The sequence below is a fragment of the Xanthomonas campestris pv. campestris str. ATCC 33913 genome, from assembly GCF_000007145.1.
Classification (GTDB): Bacteria; Pseudomonadota; Gammaproteobacteria; order Xanthomonadales; family Xanthomonadaceae; genus Xanthomonas; species Xanthomonas campestris.
Map to the genome: position 1 here is coordinate 4,816,776 of NC_003902.1, position 17,991 is coordinate 4,834,766.

Below are 17,991 nucleotides of genomic sequence, written 5' to 3' on the forward strand. Positions count from 1 at the left end.
ACTCCGTTGACCGCCGGGACAGAATGGATGCGGCACACTGATTGTCTACGGGGCGCGCGCAAGCGGCCCTCTTCCGACAAGTTGATCGCAAGTGAGGGTGCCATGGCTGATGTTTATCCCGTCGATCCCGCGTTCGCCGCTGATGCGCGCATTACGCGCGAGCAGTACGCAACGCTGTACCGCGAATCGATCGAACACCCCGAGCAGTTCTGGGGCAAGGCCGCGCAGCGGCTGGACTGGTTCAAGCAACCCACCCAGATCAAGGACGTCAGCTTCGCGCTGGACGACTTCCACGTGCGCTGGTTCGGCGACGGCGAACTCAATGCCAGCGTCAACTGCCTGGACCGCCAGCTGGCCACCCGCGGCGACAAGACCGCGCTGCTGTTCGAACCCGACAGCCCGGATTCGCCGTCCTACCCGGTCACCTACCGCGAGCTCTATGAGCGCGTGTGCAAGCTGGGCAACGCGCTGCGCAACCTGGGCGTCAAGAAGGGCGACCGGGTCACCATCTATCTGCCGATGATCGTCGATGCGGCCGTGGCGATGCTCGCCTGCGCGCGCATCGGTGCGGTGCACTCGGTGGTGTTTGGCGGCTTTGCGGCCAACTCCATCGCCGACCGCGTGATCGACTGCCAGAGCAAGCTGATCATCACCGCCGACGAAGGCCTGCGCGGCGGCAAGAAGATCCCGCTCAAGGCGAACGTGGACGCGGCGCTGAAGATCCCCGGCACCAACACGGTCGAAACCGTGCTGGTGGTGCGCCACACCGGCGGTGCAGTGGACATGCAGGCCCCGCGCGACCGCTGGTTCCATGACGTGGTCGATGGCCAGCCGGCCGAGTGCGAACCCGAGCGCATGAACGCGGAAGACCCGTTGTTCATCCTCTACACCTCCGGGTCCACAGGCAAGCCCAAGGGCGTGCTGCACACCACCGCCGGCTACCTGCTGTTTGCCAGCTATACGCATGAAGTGGTGTTCGACCTGCGCGAGGACGACATCTACTGGTGCACCGCCGACGTGGGCTGGGTTACCGGCCACAGCTACATCGTCTACGGCCCGCTGGCCAACGGCGCCACCGCGGTGATGTTCGAAGGCGTGCCGAATTACCCCAACGTCTCGCGTTTCTGGGAAGTGATCGACAAGCACCAGGTCACCATCTTCTACACCGCGCCCACCGCCATCCGCGCGCTGATGCGCGAAGGCGAAGCACCGGTCAAGAAGACCTCGCGCAGCAGCCTGCGCCTGCTCGGCAGCGTTGGCGAGCCGATCAATCCCGAAGCCTGGCGCTGGTACTACGAGGTGGTCGGCGACAGCCGTTGCCCGATCGTGGACACCTGGTGGCAGACCGAAACCGGCGGCATCCTGATCTCGCCGCTGGCCGGCGCGGTGGACCTCAAGCCCGGCTCGGCCACCCTGCCGTTCTTCGGCGTGCAGCCGGCCCTGGTCGATGCCGAAGGCAAGATCCTGGAAGGCGCCACCGAGGGCAACCTGGTGCTGCTGGATTCGTGGCCGGGCCAGATGCGCACCGTCTACGGCGACCACCAGCGCTTCATCGACACCTACTTCCGCACCTACCCGGGTAGCTACTTCACCGGTGACGGCTGCCGCCGCGACGCCGATGGCTACTACTGGATCACCGGCCGCGTGGACGACGTGATCAACGTCTCCGGCCACCGCATCGGCACCGCCGAGGTGGAAAGCGCGTTGGTGTCGCACCCGAAGGTGGCCGAAGCGGCCGTGGTCGGCTTCCCGCACGACGTCAAGGGCCAGGGCATCTACGCCTACGTGACCCTGATCGCCGGCGAGACGCCCAGCGAAGAGCTGCACAAGGAACTGGTGAGCTGGGTGCGCAAGGAGATCGGCCCGATCGCCTCGCCGGACCATCTGCAATGGGCCCCGGGCCTGCCGAAGACCCGCTCGGGCAAGATCATGCGCCGCATCCTGCGCAAGATCGCCGAAAACGCCCCGGATCAGCTGGGCGATACCTCCACGCTGGCCGATCCATCGGTGGTGGATTCGCTGGTCAATGAGCGGCTGACGCGCTGAGGAGCTGGGAGTGGGGAATCGGGAGTGGGGAATCGTGAGAGCGGTTCCCTGGGGGCTGGGGAGTTAGGGCGCGAGGTGGGGATTGGTGAGACGCCGATCCCTGTTCGCGCACCTCCTCTTCGGCGCCCCGCTCCCGCCGCCTTACACGCCCAACGCCAGATCGCACGCCCTTCGCTTTCCGCTGTTGCTTTTGCAATTCCCGATTCCCCACTCCCGATTCCCGGCCCCACAATGACCACCCTGCTGATTGCCGACGACCATCCCTTGTTCCGTGAAGCCTTGCGCGGGGCGGTGCAGCGGGTGATGCCGGGGGTGGAACTGTTCGAGGCCGACAACGTGGATGCGCTGTATACCCTGGCCGATGCGCAGCCCGATGCAGACCTGTTGCTGATGGATCTCAACATGCCGGGCGCGCAGGGATTCAGCGCGCTGGTGCATATGCGCTCGCTGCATCCGCAGCTGCCGGTGGTGGTGGTGTCTGCACGCGAAGAACCCACCGTGATGCGGCGTGCGATCGACCATGGCGCGTTCGGCTTCATCCCCAAATCCGCCGACTCGGACACCATTGGCCGCGCCCTGGCCACGGTGCTCGATGGCGAACGCTGGATTCCGGCCGAGGCACAGAACCTGCCGCCGACCGACAGCGAAGAACGTGAGGTTGGCCAGCGCCTGCGCGATCTCACCCCGCAACAATTCCGTGTGCTGCAGATGCTGGGCGCCGGCCGCCTCAACAAGCAGATCGCCTACGACCTGGGCGTGTCCGAAGCGACCATCAAGGCACACGTCACTGCCATCCTGCGCAAGCTTGGCGTGACCAATCGCACCCAGGCGGTGCTGATGGCAGGCAAGCTCGCCATCGATGCCGACGGCATCGTGCTGCCGCCGCCGGAAGACGACTGACGCCCGCCAGCGTGCGTGTGCGGGCGTTGGGTTGGTCGGGAGAAGGCCGGTCGCGCGCGAGCGCGCTCCTACGTGTGATCCCGCTACCCTTGCCGTCGTTGTCGTTGGGTAATCGATAGAGTTGCTACGCGCGCAACGCAACGCCGCACCAGCGTAGGAGCGCACCTGGGCGCGAAGGTTTTCTCGGCGAAGCCGCGTGTTGCAGAAGAATCCTGATGCGCGTTGGCGCGTACGACTGTGGTGGGCGTTACCGGTAAAGCTCCGTCGCGCCCGGGTACGCGCCTACATGTGGAGCTCTGCCGTCTAGTCAGGCGCGCGCACGAACAAGATGTTCAGATCGCGCATCGGCACGAAGTTGGCCTGCGTGAACTGGAAGGTCAGCGGGTCGATCTTTTTCAGCTCGCCCTCGAAGCACAGGCTGAGGATATCGCTGGCGGCCTGCTTGCGGATGGTCAGCTGGAAGTCCTTGATCGGGCCGTTCCAGTTCTTGCCGGTGGTGAGCACGTAGCGCAAGTTGGCCCAGGCCAGGCCGGACTGGCCTTCGCGGCGTTGCATGCTGGTCTTGGTGCCCGGTTCAATGCAGGTGTCCTTGGCATAGGACTCCAGCAAATACGTGCTGGGCCGCGGCACGCCGGTGGACAGGCTGGGCGCATACGCATGCCGGATCTGCACGCTGCGGCGCGCCGGAAAAGCCTGTTGCCACACGAAGTACTCGTTGAGGGTGAAACGCGGTTGCGCGTCGGCATCGACCCAACGCGCGGGCAGCGGTTTACGGCCCTTGGGTGGGGTGCCGGATTCGGTGAAGGCGGCCACATCGTCCTGGGTCCAGCCGGTGGCGGCGAACGCCTTGGAGATGTCGCTGCCGTCGTCCAGCAACACCACCAATTTGCGCGTGGTGGCGATCGGCCTGCCGTCCGCCCACAATTTGAAATCGGTGAGTTCGCTGTGGTCGGCCATGCCGAAATACATCGGCGGCATCGGGAAGGCCACCGGCACGCTGAGGTCGCGCTCGCTGTTGTTGGTGAACACGTAGTCCACCTGCACGCGCTCCTCGCTCAGGAACAGCACTTCCTTGTCCATGCTGATGTCGGGCTGGTGCAGCAAGCGGATGGTGCCGTTGTCATCGCCAAAGCTGCTGTCGTTGGCCTGCGCGCTGGCGCAGACAAGCACGGCCAGCGCCAGCAGGCGGCGTGCGGAAAAGAGCGTATGCATGGGTCCCCTGGTACAGCGCGCACCGACGCGCCGCAGAGCGCTAGCATGCCACGCCGTCTCCAGGCGCAGCAGACCCAAGCGCCACACCGCAGTCACTGCGCGCAAGCGGGTGCGACACGCTTGCTCACCTTTTGCCGGCCGCCGGCGAACCCACACGTTCTGCAACACGACCTGTTGGCAACGTGTGCAGCGCGCGCCAACCGCGTGCACTTGCGCAACTACCGGCTACGTCACGCTGAAAGACTGGCAAGCCCAAGCGCTGCGGCGTGATCGCTTCCACATCCAGGTGTCGCGCGCCATCGCAGTTGTCGATATCACCATTGACCATCTGCTGATGGCTGGACAAGGCTCGTGCTCACGCGATGCAGCAGGAGCACAGATGGCGCGACGTTTTCCATGGCTATGGTTGGGCTTGCTGGCGGCGTGCATCCTGGTGGCGGTGCTGGCGTGGCAGAACCAGCAATTGCGCACGCAGCAACAGTGGCTGCAGACGCGCGTGACTGCGCCCTACGCCGGCATGTACGTGCCGACCATCGCTGCCCCGGGTGTGGATGGACGCAGCTATACGTTGGGCGCCGCGCAGGGGCAGCCGCAAGTGCTGTTCTTCTTTACCACCACCTGCCCGTATTGCCGGCGCTCGGCGCCGACGGTGGTGCGTGCGGCGCGACAGTTGCAGGCCAACCTGCCGGGCCGTCCGCAGTTGCTGGGTGTCTGCCATTGCGACCCGGCGCAGGCTGCGCGCTATGCGCACGTGCATGGTTTCGATTTTCCGGTGGTCACGCTGACCGACCGCCGCGCGCTGATGCTGTTTCGGGCGCGCAATGTGCCATTGGTGATGGCCGTCGATGGGGAGGGGCGCGTGCGCCATTCCCATGTTGGCCTGTTCGATACCACGGAGCGGGTGCAGGACCTGGTCGCCGCATTGCGCCGCACGGATGCGCCAGCGGCATTGGCAACGGTGAAGGAGTGAGTGCATGAACAAGCGTTGGTTATCTGTACGCAATGCGTTGGTGGCAGCGGCGTTCCTGGCCAGTACCGGCTTCGGCGCATTCCAAGTCATGGCAGGCAGCAACACCCAGCCGACGACCGAGGCCTGCAGCGCATGGCAATGCGCTGCCGAGTGTCCGGAATTCGGCGGCCAATTCGGGCAAGGCAACGTGTGCTATTGCTGCGGCTAAGCCGCCCGGCGGGGCCACGTGGCCCCGCTTTTCCGCACGCGGGAACTGTGCGGCGCACTGCGTGCAAGGCAGCAAGCACCTGGCCGATGTCGCATTAGACGGCGCGCGTGATGTGCGCTGTTTTTCTCGTCGTTGCAATGTAGTGACGTGCGCATGCGCTGAGTGCCTAGGTGATAGCGCTACCTAAACGTGTTCCCGCATGTCCTCGCGCATGCTGCCCACACGTGCGCATGCATCAGCAACGCATCCGCGTTCTCAGCCGCATCAACCCAGCGCGCGATAGCGGAAATCACGCAGCACCACGCTGCCCTCCTGCGCGGCGTAGATGCCCAGCTGCAAGCTCAGGAAGCCGCCGAACACGTTGTGATGCATGCCGGAGACTTCCATGCGGGTGGGATGGCGCAGCCAGTTGCGGCCCTCATCGAATGAATAGTGGTAGGTCACTACCTGCTGATCGTTGGTCAGGCGCAGACGGATGTGGCGCTGCGTGTTGGGCGCGCGTGCCCACACCAGTTCTTCGGAATATTCGTAGGTCTTCATGGTGTCGGCGGTGAAGCCAATCCCGACGAACGCCTTGTGGTTGTAGAACAACAGGATGCCGCCTTCGGCATTGCCGACCAGCTCCAACGTCACCTCGGCTGCGTAGGCGCGATCGGGGACGCCGCAGGTCAGCGGTGCGCTGTCTGCCGGCGATGTGCCGGTGCAGGCCAGCGTGAGCACACGGTCGCCACGTTGGATCCGCGCCTGTTCGCCCGGCTTGGGCGCATGCAGGCTCCACTGGGTGCCGAGCTTGTCGGTGGAAAAATCATCGGACAACGCGAAACCGGTCGCCATATTCGCACTACCGGTGGCAGTGCGCGCCGGCGTGCGCAACGGCCTGGACAGATCACCGCCGGTGGCACGGAACCAGCCATCGGCGGTCCATTCGATCGGCTCCAGCAAGGTCTGCCGGCCCAGCGTGCGGAAGCCGTTTTCGTAGCCGTGATAGACCATCCACCAGTCGCCGCGTGGGCCTTCCACCAGCGTGGCATGGCCGCGCGACCACCACGGCTCCTGCGGTGATTGCGTGCGCACCAGTGGATTGTGCGGGCAGTGTTCCCACGGCCCATGCACCGAGCGCGAACGCGCGGCGATCACCATGTGCCCGGTCACCGGCCCGGCGGTGCCACCGACCGCGGTGACCAGATACAGCCAGCCGTTGTGCCAGTTGAGCTTGGGGCCTTCGGGCGCGAAGTTTTCCACCACCCAGTCATCCGGGTAACGCCACGGCGCGTATGCCGGTTCGAGCGGGCCGTCGGTGGCCAGGCCATCGGCGCGTAGACGGATCTTGCGGATGCCGTTGACGAACAGATAGCGCGCGCTGTCTTCGCCCACCACGTGGCCCGGGTCGATGCAGCCGGCGATCTTCAAATCGATCGGCGCGCTCCATGGGCCACGGATGTCATCGGCCCAGATCACGAAGATCGACCAGCCGCGGTCGTCCGGATTGGCCGGGATGTAGATGAAGTAGCGGCCGTCGTGCTTGCACAGGTCCAGCGCCCAGATGGTGCCGAGCTGCTGGCGCAGGGCCGGGCCGATCGGCGTCCAGTTGACCAGGTCGGTGGAATGCCACAGCACGATGCCCGGGTAGGAGAAGAACGACGAAAACGTCATGGAGTAGTCGTCGCCATCCTTGAGGATGGTTGGGTCCGGGCGGTCGCCGGCCACGATGGGATTGCGATAGGTGCCGTTGCCCAGATCCGCAGTGCGCTGGCCCTCGACTCCGCGCCCCCACTGCAGGAGTTGCCCGCAGGCTGCGGCCGGCGGGGCTGCGGTGGCGCCCAGCGCCGCCGGTGCCACGGCGGCACCGGCACTTGCCGCCAGCAGCTTGAATACGTCCCGCCGGGTGGGGGTTGGCACGCAGGGCCTGTGGCGTCATGAAGACCTGGTATCTAGCCCCAGCACCTGCATGCAGGCAACAGGGATTTGCCCTGCCATAGGAACCTCGACTGGCAGGCACGCCTGCCGGCATATGCTGCACTGCAGCGTGCCCTGTTTACTTATGATTGCGATATTCATATGCGAACAGCCCGGCCCCACCGGCTGCTGGATGTCCCCGATGTCGCATCACCGCTGTGCCGATCACGTGCGCCCCCTTGCCGCCCGCGCCCTGCGCACCCGGTGGCCGGCATGAATGTGCCGCGCCAGCGTGTGGGCAGCACTGCGGTGCAGTTGTCGGCACTGGGCTTTGGCGCGGCGCCGATCGGCAATCTGTACAGCGCAGTCGACGAGGGCGACGCGCTGGCCGCGGTGACGGGCGCGTTCGAGGCCGGCATCCGCCATTTCGATGCCGCGCCCTACTACGGCTACGGGCTGAGCGAAGCGCGCCTGGGCCGCGGGCTGGCCGGCGTGCCGCGCGCGGACTACACGCTGTCGACCAAGGTGGGCCGCTGCGTCTATGACGACGCAACGGCGGTTGCCGGGCGCGACGGCTTTGCGGTGGCCGGCCGGCGCGCCGAGTTCGACTACAGCGCCAATGGCGTGCGGCGCGCGTTCGCCTCCAGCCTGGAACGCCTGGGCACCGACTACATCGATGTGCTGTTGCTGCACGACATCGGTGCGCTGACCCACGGCGACAACCATGCCAACGTGCTGCGCCAGGCCTTGGAGGAGGCCTTGCCGGCAATGGCGGAGCTGAAGGCGGCCGGTGCGTGCGGGGCGATCGGGCTGGGCGTCAACGAGCAGGACGTGGCACTGGAGGTGCTGCCACGGTTTCCGCTGGACTGCGTGATGCTGGCCGGCCGCTACACGCTGCTGGAACAGCACGGCGCCGCTGCGCTGCTCGACCAGGCGCAGCAACGCAACGTGGCGATCCTGTCGGCTGGCCCATACAGCTCGGGCCTGCTGAGCGACGCGCGCGGCCCCGGCGCCACCTATAACTACGCGCCGGTGGATGCGGCCACGCTGGACCACGCGCAGCGCCTGTACGCCGCCTGCGCCGCGTTCGGCGTGGATATCGGTGCGGCCGCGTTGCAGTTCCCGCTGGCGCATCCGGCGGTGATCACGGTGGTGGCAGGCATGCGTAGCGTGGCCGAAGTGCAGTCGGCCAGTGCGCGCCTGCAGGCGACGGTGCCGGCCGCACTGTGGCAGCGGCTGCGCGACGACGGCCTGCTCGACGCGGCGTTGCCTACGCCATGAGCCGGGTCGATGCGCACCTGCATTTCTGGCATCTGGGCCGTGGCGATTACGACTGGCTTACGCCGGAGCTGAGTGCGCTGTACCGCGACTTCGGTCCGGACGATGTGAGCGCCGCGCTGGATGCGGCCGATGTCGACAGCGTGGTGGTGGTGCAGGCCGCCGCCACCGAGGCGGAAACCTGCTACCTGTTCGAGCTGGCGCGCGACACCCCGCGCATTGCCGGCGTGGTGGGCTGGGTGGATCTTGCCGCGCCCGATGCACCGGCGCGGATCGGCGCATTGGTGCGCGCCGGCGGTGGCCTGCTCAAGGGCCTGCGCCCGATGGTGCAGGACATTGCCGATGTGCAGTGGCTGGCCAGCCCCGCGCTGGATGCCGCCTTCGATGCATTGATCGCGCACGACCTGGCATTCGATGCCTTGATCCGCGCCGCGCACGTGCCTGCGTTGCAGGCGCGCCTGCAGCGTCATCCCGGCCTACGCGTGGTCGTCGACCATGGCGGCAAACCGGCGATTGCCGCCGGCGAATTCGTTGCCTGGGCCGCCAGCATCGCGGCGCTGGCGCAGCATCCCGGCGTGCACTGCAAATTCTCCGGCCTGCTCACCGAAGCGGCGCGCGGCGCCACCGCGCAAACGCTCGAGCCCTATGTGGCGCATCTGTTCGCACGCTTCGGCGCGCAACGTGTGCTGTGGGGTAGCGACTGGCCGGTGCTGACCCAGCGCGCGGACTACGCACAGTGGCTGCAGATCGCACAGCAGCTGGTACAGCAGTACGCCGACGGCAATGCCGCGGCGGTGTTCGGCGACAACGCACGCACGTTCTATCGTCTGCCACGGCCGGCGGCCCCCACCCACGGAACCTTATCGGTATGACAGTCTCCATTCCCACGACGCCCAACACCCGCCTGCAGGGCAAGCGCTGCCTGATCACCGCCGCCGGCGCCGGCATCGGCCGCGAAAGCGCACTGGCCTGCGCACGCGCCGGTGCGCACGTGATCGCCACCGACATCGACGCCGCCGCGCTGCAGGCGCTGGCCGCCGAATCCGACGCCATCACCACCCAGCTGCTGGATGTCACCGACGCGGCGGCGATCACTGCGCTGGTCGCGGCGCACGGCCCGTTCGATGTGCTGTTCAACTGCGCCGGCTACGTGCACCAGGGCAGCATTCTGGACTGCGACGAGCCGGCCTGGCGCCGCTCGTTCTCGATCAATGTCGATGCGATGTACTACACCTGCAAGGCGGTGCTGCCGGGCATGCTCGAGCGCGGCCGCGGCAGCATCATCAACATGTCCTCGGTGGCTTCCAGCATCAAGGGCGTGCCGAACCGCTTCGTGTACGGCGTGACCAAGGCCGCGGTGATCGGCCTGAGCAAGGCGATCGCCGCCGATTACGTGGCTCAGGGCGTGCGCTGCAATGCGATCTGCCCCGGCACCATCAAGACGCCGTCGCTGGGCCAGCGCGTGCAAGCGCTCGGCGGCGACGAGCAGGCGGTGTGGAAGAGCTTCACCGACCGCCAGCCGATGGGCCGCCTGGGCGACCCGCGCGAGATCGCGCAGCTGGTGGTGTACCTGGCATCGGACGAGTCCTCGTTCACTACCGGCCAGACCCACATCATCGACGGCGGCTGGTCCAACTGAGCGCGGCAACGCATCAAGGTGGCGCTCACCACAGCGTGGACGCGGCCAGTGCCAGATGCGGTCTGTATCGCGCGTCCGCCCTGATTTGAGCACCCCATCCTTACCCACCCGATGCACGCGCGCTAGGTTTGCTAGCCGCTCCATTCCTCATCTGCAAAGGAAGACTGCATGAAACTCGTACGCGTAGGCGCCCCCGGCCAGGAACGTCCCGGCCTGATCGACAGCGACGGCAAGCTCCGCGACCTGAGCGGCGTGATCAGCGATGTGGCCGGTGAGCACATCACCAACGCCGGTCTGGACACGTTGCGCGCGCTGGATGTCGCATCGCTGCCGCTGATCGAAGGCGAGCAGCGCTACGGCGCGGCGGTTGGCCAGATCGGCAAGTTCATCTGCGTGGGCCTGAACTACGCCGACCACGCCGCCGAATCGGGCATGGAAGTGCCCAAGATGCCGATTCTTTTCATGAAGGCGACCACCGCGGTGTGCGGCCCCAACGACACGGTGATCATCCCGCGCGGCTCGGTGAAGAGCGACTGGGAAGTGGAACTGGGCGTGGTGATTGGCGATGTGGCGCGCGATGTGTCGGTGGACGAGGCGCTGAACCACGTGGCCGGCTATGCGGTGATCAACGATCTGTCCGAGCGCGAATTCCAGCTCGAACACGGCGGCCAGTGGGTCAAGGGCAAGAGTGCCGACACCTTCGGCCCGATCGGCCCGTGGCTGGTGACGCGCGATGAGATCGCCGACCCGCAGAACCTGTCGATGTGGCTGGAGGTCAACGGCCACCGCTACCAGCACGGCAGCACCCGCACGATGGTATTCGGCGTGGCCGAACTGGTCAGCCACATCAGCCGCTACATGACGCTGATGCCGGGCGATGTGATCAGCACCGGCACCCCGCCGGGCGTGGGCCTGGGCCAGAAGCCGCCGGTGTATCTCAAGCCGGGCGACGTGATGGAACTGGAGATCGAAGGCCTGGGTCGCCAGCGTCAGCCGGTGGTGGCCCATCCGCGTGATGCTGTTTGAGGCTGCCTAACTCCCTTCCCGGGATGCTGGTCCCCTGGGAGCGAGCTTGCAGTCAAGACAGGTAATGATGCATCCGCGCGATGCAACTCAAGCCCCTCTCCCCGCGGGAGAGGGGTTGGGGTGAGGGTACGTAGCGACGTATCCGAACAGTTCGTCGCGCTGTCACGATTGTTGTTAGACGTGACGTGTCGGCGCTTGTATTGATACGTCATGCGTAATTTGTTTGCGGTACGGCTGCGCGTTGAATGACTAAGCGCTGTCGCGCGTTGATATCGATGCATCGTGAGTTGTGCAGTAATTCGTCGGTCTGTAGTGCAAACGCTTGAGTGACTGCAGTGCTTCGACAACCTAGGCGCTGCGCGTTCGTACCCTCACCCCAACCCCTCTCCCGGTGGGAGAGGGGCTCTGGCGCCTTTCTCCGCCTCCGTCTCCGTTCCCCGTTTCTGTTTTATTTCGCACGTTTTATCCCCGTTTCCATCGCCAGGACTTCCATGCGCACCATCATCGCCCTCGAGACCCACGACGTCCGCTTCCCCACCTCGCGCGAGCTCGATGGGTCGGACGCGATGAATCCCGATCCGGATTACTCGGCCGCCTATGTGGTGCTCCGCACCGACGGTGCGGAAGACCTGGCTGGCTACGGCCTGGTGTTCACCATCGGCCGCGGCAACGATGTGCAGACCGCCGCCGTGGCCGCATTGGCCGAGCACGTGGTTGGCCTGTCGGTGGACAAAGTGATCGCGGACCTGGGCGCGTTCGCACGCCGCCTCACCAACGACTCGCAGCTGCGCTGGCTGGGCCCGGAAAAGGGCGTGATGCACATGGCGATCGGCGCGGTGATCAACGCCGCCTGGGATCTGGCCGCGCGCGCCGCCAACAAGCCGCTGTGGCGCTTCATTGCCGAGCTCACGCCAGAGCAGCTGGTGGACACCATCGACTTCCGCTACCTCAGCGACGCCCTCACCCGCGACGAAGCGCTGGCCATCCTGCGCGATGCACAACCGCAGCGTGCAGCACGCACCGCCACGCTGATCGAACAGGGCTATCCGGCCTACACCACCTCGCCCGGCTGGCTCGGCTATTCGGATGAAAAGCTGGTGCGCCTGGCCAAGGAAGCGGTGGCCGATGGCTTCCGCACCATCAAGCTCAAGGTCGGCGCCAACGTGCAGGACGATATCCGTCGCTGTCGCCTGGCGCGCGCCGCGATCGGCCCGGACATCGCAATGGCGGTAGACGCCAACCAGCGCTGGGACGTGGGCCCGGCGATCGACTGGATGCGCCAGCTGGCCGAATTCGACATCGCCTGGATCGAAGAACCCACCAGCCCGGACGATGTGCTCGGTCACGCCGCCATCCGCCAGGGCATCACCCCGGTGCCGGTCTCCACCGGCGAGCACACCCAGAACCGGGTGGTGTTCAAGCAGCTGCTACAGGCCGGCGCAGTAGACCTGATCCAGATCGACGCCGCACGCGTGGGCGGCGTCAACGAAAACCTCGCCATCCTGCTGCTGGCCGCCAAATTCGGCGTGCGCGTGTTCCCGCACGCCGGCGGCGTGGGCCTGTGCGAACTGGTGCAGCACCTGGCCATGGCCGACTTCGTCGCGATCACCGGCAAGATGGAAGACCGCGCCATCGAATTCGTCGACCACCTGCACCAGCACTTCCTGGACCCGGTACGCATCCAGCACGGCCGCTACCTCGCTCCAGAGGTGCCCGGTTTCTCGGCGGAAATGCACCCCGCCTCGATCGCAGAATTCAGCTACCCCGACGGCCGCTTCTGGGTCGAAGACCTGGCAGCCAGCAAGGCGAAGGCCTAAGCAGCGTCAACGCACCGCGTGCTGCATCAGTGCGCGGTGCAATGACGGCTTCAATAGCGACAGCCAGTCTTCGCTGAGCCTGATCGCGACTGAAGCCGTTTCTCGTTGGTTTGCAATGGACCCCGCGCGTGGACCGAGCGGTGCGTTGACAAACACAGTTGGGCGGCGCGGGGCACGACTCTATGCGTCACTTATGGAGTGACGTACCTCCGGACTGACGCACCTCCAAAGCGGCAACCCGCGACAACGCGCCGCATTCCACAACACTCCACACCGATCGGCTGCCCAACAGGCGCGAACGGCACTGACAATGCCACAGCAAGAAACGCATGTTCGGTATGCAACGTCAGCACCGAAGCAAAAAGACAACAAGTCCAGGCCAGGCCAGGCACATCGCGTAAACGTCACGACGCAACGTGACCGCCTTCTTCGAGCTTTTCTTCAGCGGTCCCGCTGAACCTGTACGCACTTCCGGCCGGCGACGCGACGCAGAACAGCAACGGTAAGAACCTACTGCGATCGCCCAACGACTGAGCCGCTGTTCTTGCTTTGGTTACTGCTTTGCCTGCTGTTGCTTCGGCTCTTACTGCGCTGCTTGCTGCACTGACTTTTTTGCTCCGAGCATGTCTCCAAGTGCTGCTCTAACCTTCGCGCGCACTCGCTTTTACTTTGGGTCTTGCTGTCGCTCTTACTGTGTTCTTGCTGTTGCTCTTGCTGCTGTTGCTCTTGCTTTGCCATTCCGCTTCCGGGGCCCCATACCGCAGCGGCAAGGCCGGCAGATACAACCCGCAGGGCGGCGCGCATGGATGCGCGACGTTTTTGTAAGGGACACGGATGTCCCTTACAAAAATTTCTGCCGGCCTTGCGCACCCGTCGTGCGCAGCGCGCCGGGCGCGAGGACGGGGTGTGCTTTCTTTTGGTTACTTTTCTTTGCACAAGCAAAGAAAAGTGACTCGCGCCCGCAAGGGCGTGAAAGCCCTTGCCCTTAGAGCAACGAAAACAGCACATCACTCAAAAGCTGCGCCAGCGGAAACACAACTTGGCGCTACACAGTACGAAGCAATCTACGCAGCAGAACCCTGCTGCACACTCACCGCCTCACTCAACGCAAAAATCCGCCCAGCCTCCCGCCACTTCTCCCCAGGCGCACTCCCAGGCAAGGCTTTCTGAAACCGCCACATCAGCGCCTCCCATGCCTGGATGCGGGGATCCCCCGCATCACGCGCCGCCTTGGCCGCCGGGTCGTAATCCTCACCGACCGTCATCAACATCACCAACCGGTCACCGCTGCGAAAGATCTCCAGCTCCGCAATCCCGGCCTGCTGCAACGACGCCACCACCTCCGGCCACACCTCGCTCGGCCGATGCCAACGCTCGTACTGCGCAATCAACGCCGCATCGTCGTGCAGATCCAGCACATAGCACAGCCGCTGCATGCTCATGCCCCCGCCACCACAGGCGCAGCACGACGGGCACGCAACGCGAACAGCAGGATCACGCCGAAGCACACACCGGGCACCACCATTGCCCAATGGATGCCGGCCATGTCCGACACCGCACCCATGAGCGCAGTGAGCAAGGCGCCACCAATGATGGCCATCACCAGCAACGAAGACCCCAGCTTGCGTGCGTCATCGTGCATGCCATCCAGGCCCAGCGCGAAGATGGTCGGGAACATTACCGACATGAACACGCTGGCCGCAACCAGCGCATACAGGCCAGTCCAGCCCGGCAAGGCAATCGCGACTGCGCACAGCAGCAGATTGATCGTGGCAAAGCTGGCCAGCAACTTGGCCGGCGCCAGATAGCGCAGCAGTGCGGTGCCGACAAAGCGCCCGGCCATGAATAGCACCAGCGAGATCGTCAGATAGGTGGCCGCGCTTTTTTCCGGCGTACCGGGGACCGCATCCTGCAGGTAGCGAATCAAATAACTCCAGATGCCGACCTGCGCGCCCACGTAGAAGAACTGCGCCACCACCGAAAACACGAACAGCCGGTTACGCAGCAATTCGCCGAACTTGGCACGCTTGGGGGCCGCCGTGCCCACGCCGGCGTCGCCGGTTGGGAAGCGCACCAGCGCGATCAGGATCGCCCACAGCACCACCACCACGCCGATGATCAGATAGGGCATCTGCACCGCTGAGGATTCGGTGGCGAAGAAGGCCTCGCGCGCGGCCGGCGCCATCGCCGCCAGCTCGGCTGGGGTGTGCTCCACGCCGGAGAAAATGAAATGCTGGCCCACCAGCACGCCGGTGATCGAGCCCAGCGGATTGAAGGCCTGCGCAAGATTGAGCCGCCGCGCCGCGCCGTCGGCCGGGCCCAGCACGGTGACCAGCGGATTGGCGGTGGTTTCCAGAAACGCCAGGCCGCTGGCGATCACGAACAACGCCAGCAGGAACAGCCAGTAGGTGTGCACCTGCGCGGCCGGATAGAACAGGAACGCGCCGCAGGCATATAGCAGCAGGCCCAGCACCACCGCGGCCTTGTAGCTGTAGCGGCGCATGAACATCGCCGCTGGCATCGCGAACACGAAATAGCCCAGGTAGAAAGCGCTCTGCACCAGCCCGGCCTGCAGGTCGGACAGCTCGAAGGCCTTCTTGAACTGCTTGATCAGGATGTCGTTGAGGTTGTTCGCCATGCCCCATAGAAAAAACAGGCTGACGATCAACAACAGGGGCACCACGGCGGTACGCGCCAGGTTGCCGCGCGGTGACGCGGCGGTATCGCTGTAATGCATGCGACCTCTCCCCTCCCAAGGCTGTGGCGCTTGCGCAGATTGTGCAGGCGAGCGTACTGCGCGCCGCAGTGGCATGCAAATATAAAAACTTTGTTTATATTTGCACCGAGTGGCGTTGGCGAGCCTCCAGCCGATGCCTGTACCCTGACGCGCCGCATCGTGCCTGGAGTTGCAAACGGATGAGCATCGAACCCGCCAAGTACCGTGCCCCCGCCCTGGACAAGGGCCTGGACATCCTGGAGCTGCTGGCGCGCCAGGCGCAGCCCATGAGCATGGGCGCGATCTCGCAGGGCATTGGCCGTTCGCGCGGGGAGATCTTCCGCATGCTGCAGGTGCTGGAAGAGCGCGGCTACCTCACCCGCGATGGCGAAGGCGACTACGTGCTGACCAACCGGTTGTTCATGCTCGGCATGCAGCAGCCGCAGGTGCAGACCATCACCGATGCCGCGCTGCCGGTGATGCGCCGGCTGGCCGATGCGATCTTCCAGCCCTGCCATTTGGTGGCGCCCTCCGGCGACCAGATCGTGGTGATCGCGCAGATGGACGTGCCCAGTGACCTGGGCCTGGTGGTGCGGCCCGGGCATCGCCGCCCGCTCGCCCATTCCACCTCGGGCCTGGTGCTGTTCGCCTTTCAGCAGCCGGAGGTGCAGACCCGCTGGCTGGAGCAGCTGGACGCCAGCGACGTGCCCTACAACCGCGCGCAGTTCCTGCGCGATGCCGAGCAAACCCGCCAGGCCGGCTACGCGATGCACGCCAGCGAGGCGGTGGTGGGCGTGGTGGACCTCACCGCACCGATCCTGCAGCGCGGCAGTGCCACCTACACGCTCACCGTGCCCTTCATCGAACGCCGCCCGGAGCTGGTCGGCCCGCAGGCCGCATTGAGCGCGCTGCGTGCGGCAACTGCCGAGATCTCGGCCGGGCTGCATTGACACACCGTTGTTGCGAGGCTGCGGAGATGGCTGCACGCACCTGATGCACCGCGCCGCGGACGCGGGCCTATACTCGGCGCGATCGGCACAGCGGGATGACATGTCCAGCATCAGTTTCGGGATGTGGAGCACCAGCCTGCTACTCGGGAGTGCGCACGGCGTGATCGGCGCGGGACTGCTGCTCTGGGCGCCGCGCAACCGCATCGCCAACCGCTGTCTGGCCGCACTGCTGCTGGTGGTGGTGGCGCTGATTACGCCCTATACGCTCGGCTACGCCGGTGCCTACGACGCCTATCCCGACCTGACCTACGCCCCCTTGTTTTGGGAGCTGGCGATCGGCCCGCTGGTCTGGCTCTATGTGCGCCAGTTGGCGCGCGCGCATCTGCCACGCCGGTGGGCGCTGCACTTGCTGCCGGCACTGCTGCAGGGCGGCTACTACGCCTGGCTGTTCACCTGGCCGCTGCAGCGCAAATGGGCCTGGGACGACGCCGTGCAGCGGCCCTGGATCGCGCCGCTGCAGGACGCGCTGGTGCTGCTCTCGCTCGGCGTGTATCTGCTGATGGCCTGGCGCGAATATCTGAGCTATCAGCGCTGGCTGGAACATCACAGCGGCGCACGCGAGGAACTACGCCTGCCCTGGCTGCGCGGCTTCCTGCTGGCGGCCAGCGCGCTGCTGCTGTTGCGGCTCGGCTTCACGGTCAGCGACCGCTGGTGGCACCGGCTGTCGTACTTCGACGAATTTCCACGCTACCTGGCCACCGTGGCAGTGGTCTATTACCTGGGGCTGGAAGGCTGGCGCCATGCGCGTGCCCGGTATCCGCGCCGCGATCTCCTGCTGAGCGGCGATGCGCTGGCCGATGCGCCGGCACGTGCAGGGTCCGCGCCACCCGTCGTTCCGCTGCCGGAGCACGCCAGCGCCCCGGCGGGGCTGGCAGTGGTCAGCGCGACCCAGGAAAAAGACTGGCACGCGTTTGGCGCGCGTATTGCGGCCGAGGTCGATGCACATGGATGGTGGCGCGAGCCGGACCTGAGCCTGCCGGAACTGGCGCGGCGCATGGGCACCAACAGCAACTACCTTTCGCGCGGCCTCAACGAGGGGCTGGGGCAGACTTTCAGCGGGTTCATCAACGGACTGCGGATTGCCGAGGCGCGGCGTCTGCTTGCCGGCGACCAGGACATCCTCACCATCGCACTGGCGGTCGGCTTCGGCTCCAAGGCCAGCTTCAACCGCGTGTTCCGCGCCAGCCTGCAGTGCACCCCCAGCGACTACCGCCGCTCGCAACGTCCCATCGCCTGAAAATCGTCGCGTCATTGGGCCGTTGAGTCGCCTGCT

At 65.8% G+C, this 17,991-nt stretch carries 15 protein-coding genes; 11 read left to right on the plus strand and 4 right to left on the minus strand.

What is annotated here, in order from left to right:
* The first annotated feature begins 102 nt into the window (after nucleotides 1–102).
* Complete coding sequence (gene acs / locus XCC_RS21045; protein WP_011039129.1) at nucleotides 103–2,046, plus strand: acetate--CoA ligase; 1,944 nt, start codon at nucleotides 103–105, stop codon at nucleotides 2,044–2,046.
* Nucleotides 2,047–2,277: 231 nt separating this feature from the next.
* Entirely contained in the window at nucleotides 2,278–2,946 is a 669-nt protein-coding gene (locus XCC_RS21050; RefSeq protein ID WP_011039130.1) for a response regulator transcription factor, read from the plus strand.
* Nucleotides 2,947–3,249: 303 nt separating this feature from the next.
* Here XCC_RS21050 and XCC_RS21055 read toward each other — a convergent pair whose 3' ends face one another.
* A complete protein-coding gene (locus tag XCC_RS21055) occupies nucleotides 3,250–4,158 on the minus strand; it encodes a DUF4424 domain-containing protein (protein WP_011039131.1) in 909 nt (302 codons plus the stop codon).
* A gap of 406 nt (nucleotides 4,159–4,564) precedes the next feature.
* Here XCC_RS21055 and XCC_RS21060 point away from each other — a divergent pair, with 406 nt between their 5' ends.
* Both XCC_RS21060 and XCC_RS21065 read left to right on the plus strand, forming a co-directional pair.
* Nucleotides 4,565–5,128 carry a peroxiredoxin family protein gene (locus XCC_RS21060; RefSeq protein WP_029629078.1) on the plus strand — a complete coding sequence of 188 codons (564 nt, stop codon included), beginning with the start codon at nucleotides 4,565–4,567 and terminating at the stop codon, nucleotides 5,126–5,128.
* 4 nt (nucleotides 5,129–5,132) lie between these two features.
* Nucleotides 5,133–5,336, plus strand: coding sequence for a hypothetical protein (locus tag XCC_RS21065; RefSeq protein ID WP_011270084.1), 204 nt, complete (start codon nucleotides 5,133–5,135; stop codon nucleotides 5,334–5,336).
* Between the two features lie 264 nt (nucleotides 5,337–5,600).
* Here XCC_RS21065 and XCC_RS21070 read toward each other — a convergent pair whose 3' ends face one another.
* A complete protein-coding gene (locus XCC_RS21070) occupies nucleotides 5,601–7,235 on the minus strand; it encodes a family 43 glycosylhydrolase (RefSeq protein ID WP_011039133.1) in 1,635 nt (544 codons plus the stop codon).
* Nucleotides 7,236–7,505: 270 nt separating this feature from the next.
* Between XCC_RS21070 and XCC_RS21075 the strand changes: the two genes are divergently transcribed.
* The 5 genes from XCC_RS21075 (at nucleotide 7,506) to XCC_RS21095 (ending at nucleotide 12,992) form a co-directional block, all read left to right on the plus strand.
* Nucleotides 7,506–8,513, plus strand: a complete 1,008-nt coding sequence (locus XCC_RS21075) for an aldo/keto reductase (protein ID WP_011039134.1) — start codon at nucleotides 7,506–7,508, stop codon at nucleotides 8,511–8,513.
* Nucleotides 8,510–9,382, plus strand: a complete 873-nt coding sequence (locus XCC_RS21080; RefSeq protein ID WP_011039135.1) for an amidohydrolase family protein — start codon at nucleotides 8,510–8,512, stop codon at nucleotides 9,380–9,382. Before XCC_RS21075 ends, XCC_RS21080 begins: the two co-directional genes overlap by 4 nt.
* The gene (locus XCC_RS21085; protein WP_011270085.1) at nucleotides 9,379–10,149 is read left to right on the plus strand and encodes an SDR family oxidoreductase; all 771 of its coding nucleotides are present in this window, start codon (nucleotides 9,379–9,381) and stop codon (nucleotides 10,147–10,149) included. The genes XCC_RS21080 and XCC_RS21085 overlap by 4 nt, the downstream gene beginning before the upstream one ends.
* A gap of 168 nt (nucleotides 10,150–10,317) precedes the next feature.
* A complete protein-coding gene (locus XCC_RS21090; protein ID WP_011039137.1) occupies nucleotides 10,318–11,175 on the plus strand; it encodes a fumarylacetoacetate hydrolase family protein in 858 nt (285 codons plus the stop codon).
* A 491-nt stretch (nucleotides 11,176–11,666) separates the two neighbouring features.
* The gene (locus XCC_RS21095; protein WP_011039138.1) at nucleotides 11,667–12,992 is read left to right on the plus strand and encodes an L-fuconate dehydratase; all 1,326 of its coding nucleotides are present in this window, start codon (nucleotides 11,667–11,669) and stop codon (nucleotides 12,990–12,992) included.
* Nucleotides 12,993–14,056: 1,064 nt separating this feature from the next.
* Here XCC_RS21095 and XCC_RS21100 read toward each other — a convergent pair.
* Both XCC_RS21100 and fucP read right to left on the minus strand, forming a co-directional pair.
* The gene (locus XCC_RS21100; protein WP_011039139.1) at nucleotides 14,057–14,434 is read right to left on the minus strand and encodes an L-fucose mutarotase; all 378 of its coding nucleotides are present in this window, start codon (nucleotides 14,432–14,434) and stop codon (nucleotides 14,057–14,059) included.
* Nucleotides 14,431–15,729: an L-fucose:H+ symporter permease gene (fucP, locus tag XCC_RS21105; protein WP_011039140.1), complete on the minus strand. Its 1,299-nt coding sequence runs from the start codon at nucleotides 15,727–15,729 to the stop codon at nucleotides 14,431–14,433. Before fucP ends, XCC_RS21100 begins: the two co-directional genes overlap by 4 nt.
* 179 nt (nucleotides 15,730–15,908) lie before the next feature.
* Between fucP and XCC_RS21110 the strand changes: the two genes are divergently transcribed.
* A complete protein-coding gene (locus XCC_RS21110; RefSeq protein WP_011039141.1) occupies nucleotides 15,909–16,658 on the plus strand; it encodes an IclR family transcriptional regulator in 750 nt (249 codons plus the stop codon).
* A gap of 121 nt (nucleotides 16,659–16,779) precedes the next feature.
* Entirely contained in the window at nucleotides 16,780–17,955 is a 1,176-nt protein-coding gene (locus XCC_RS21115) for a helix-turn-helix domain-containing protein (protein ID WP_029629079.1), read from the plus strand.
* Nucleotides 17,956–17,991 lie beyond the last annotated feature (36 nt).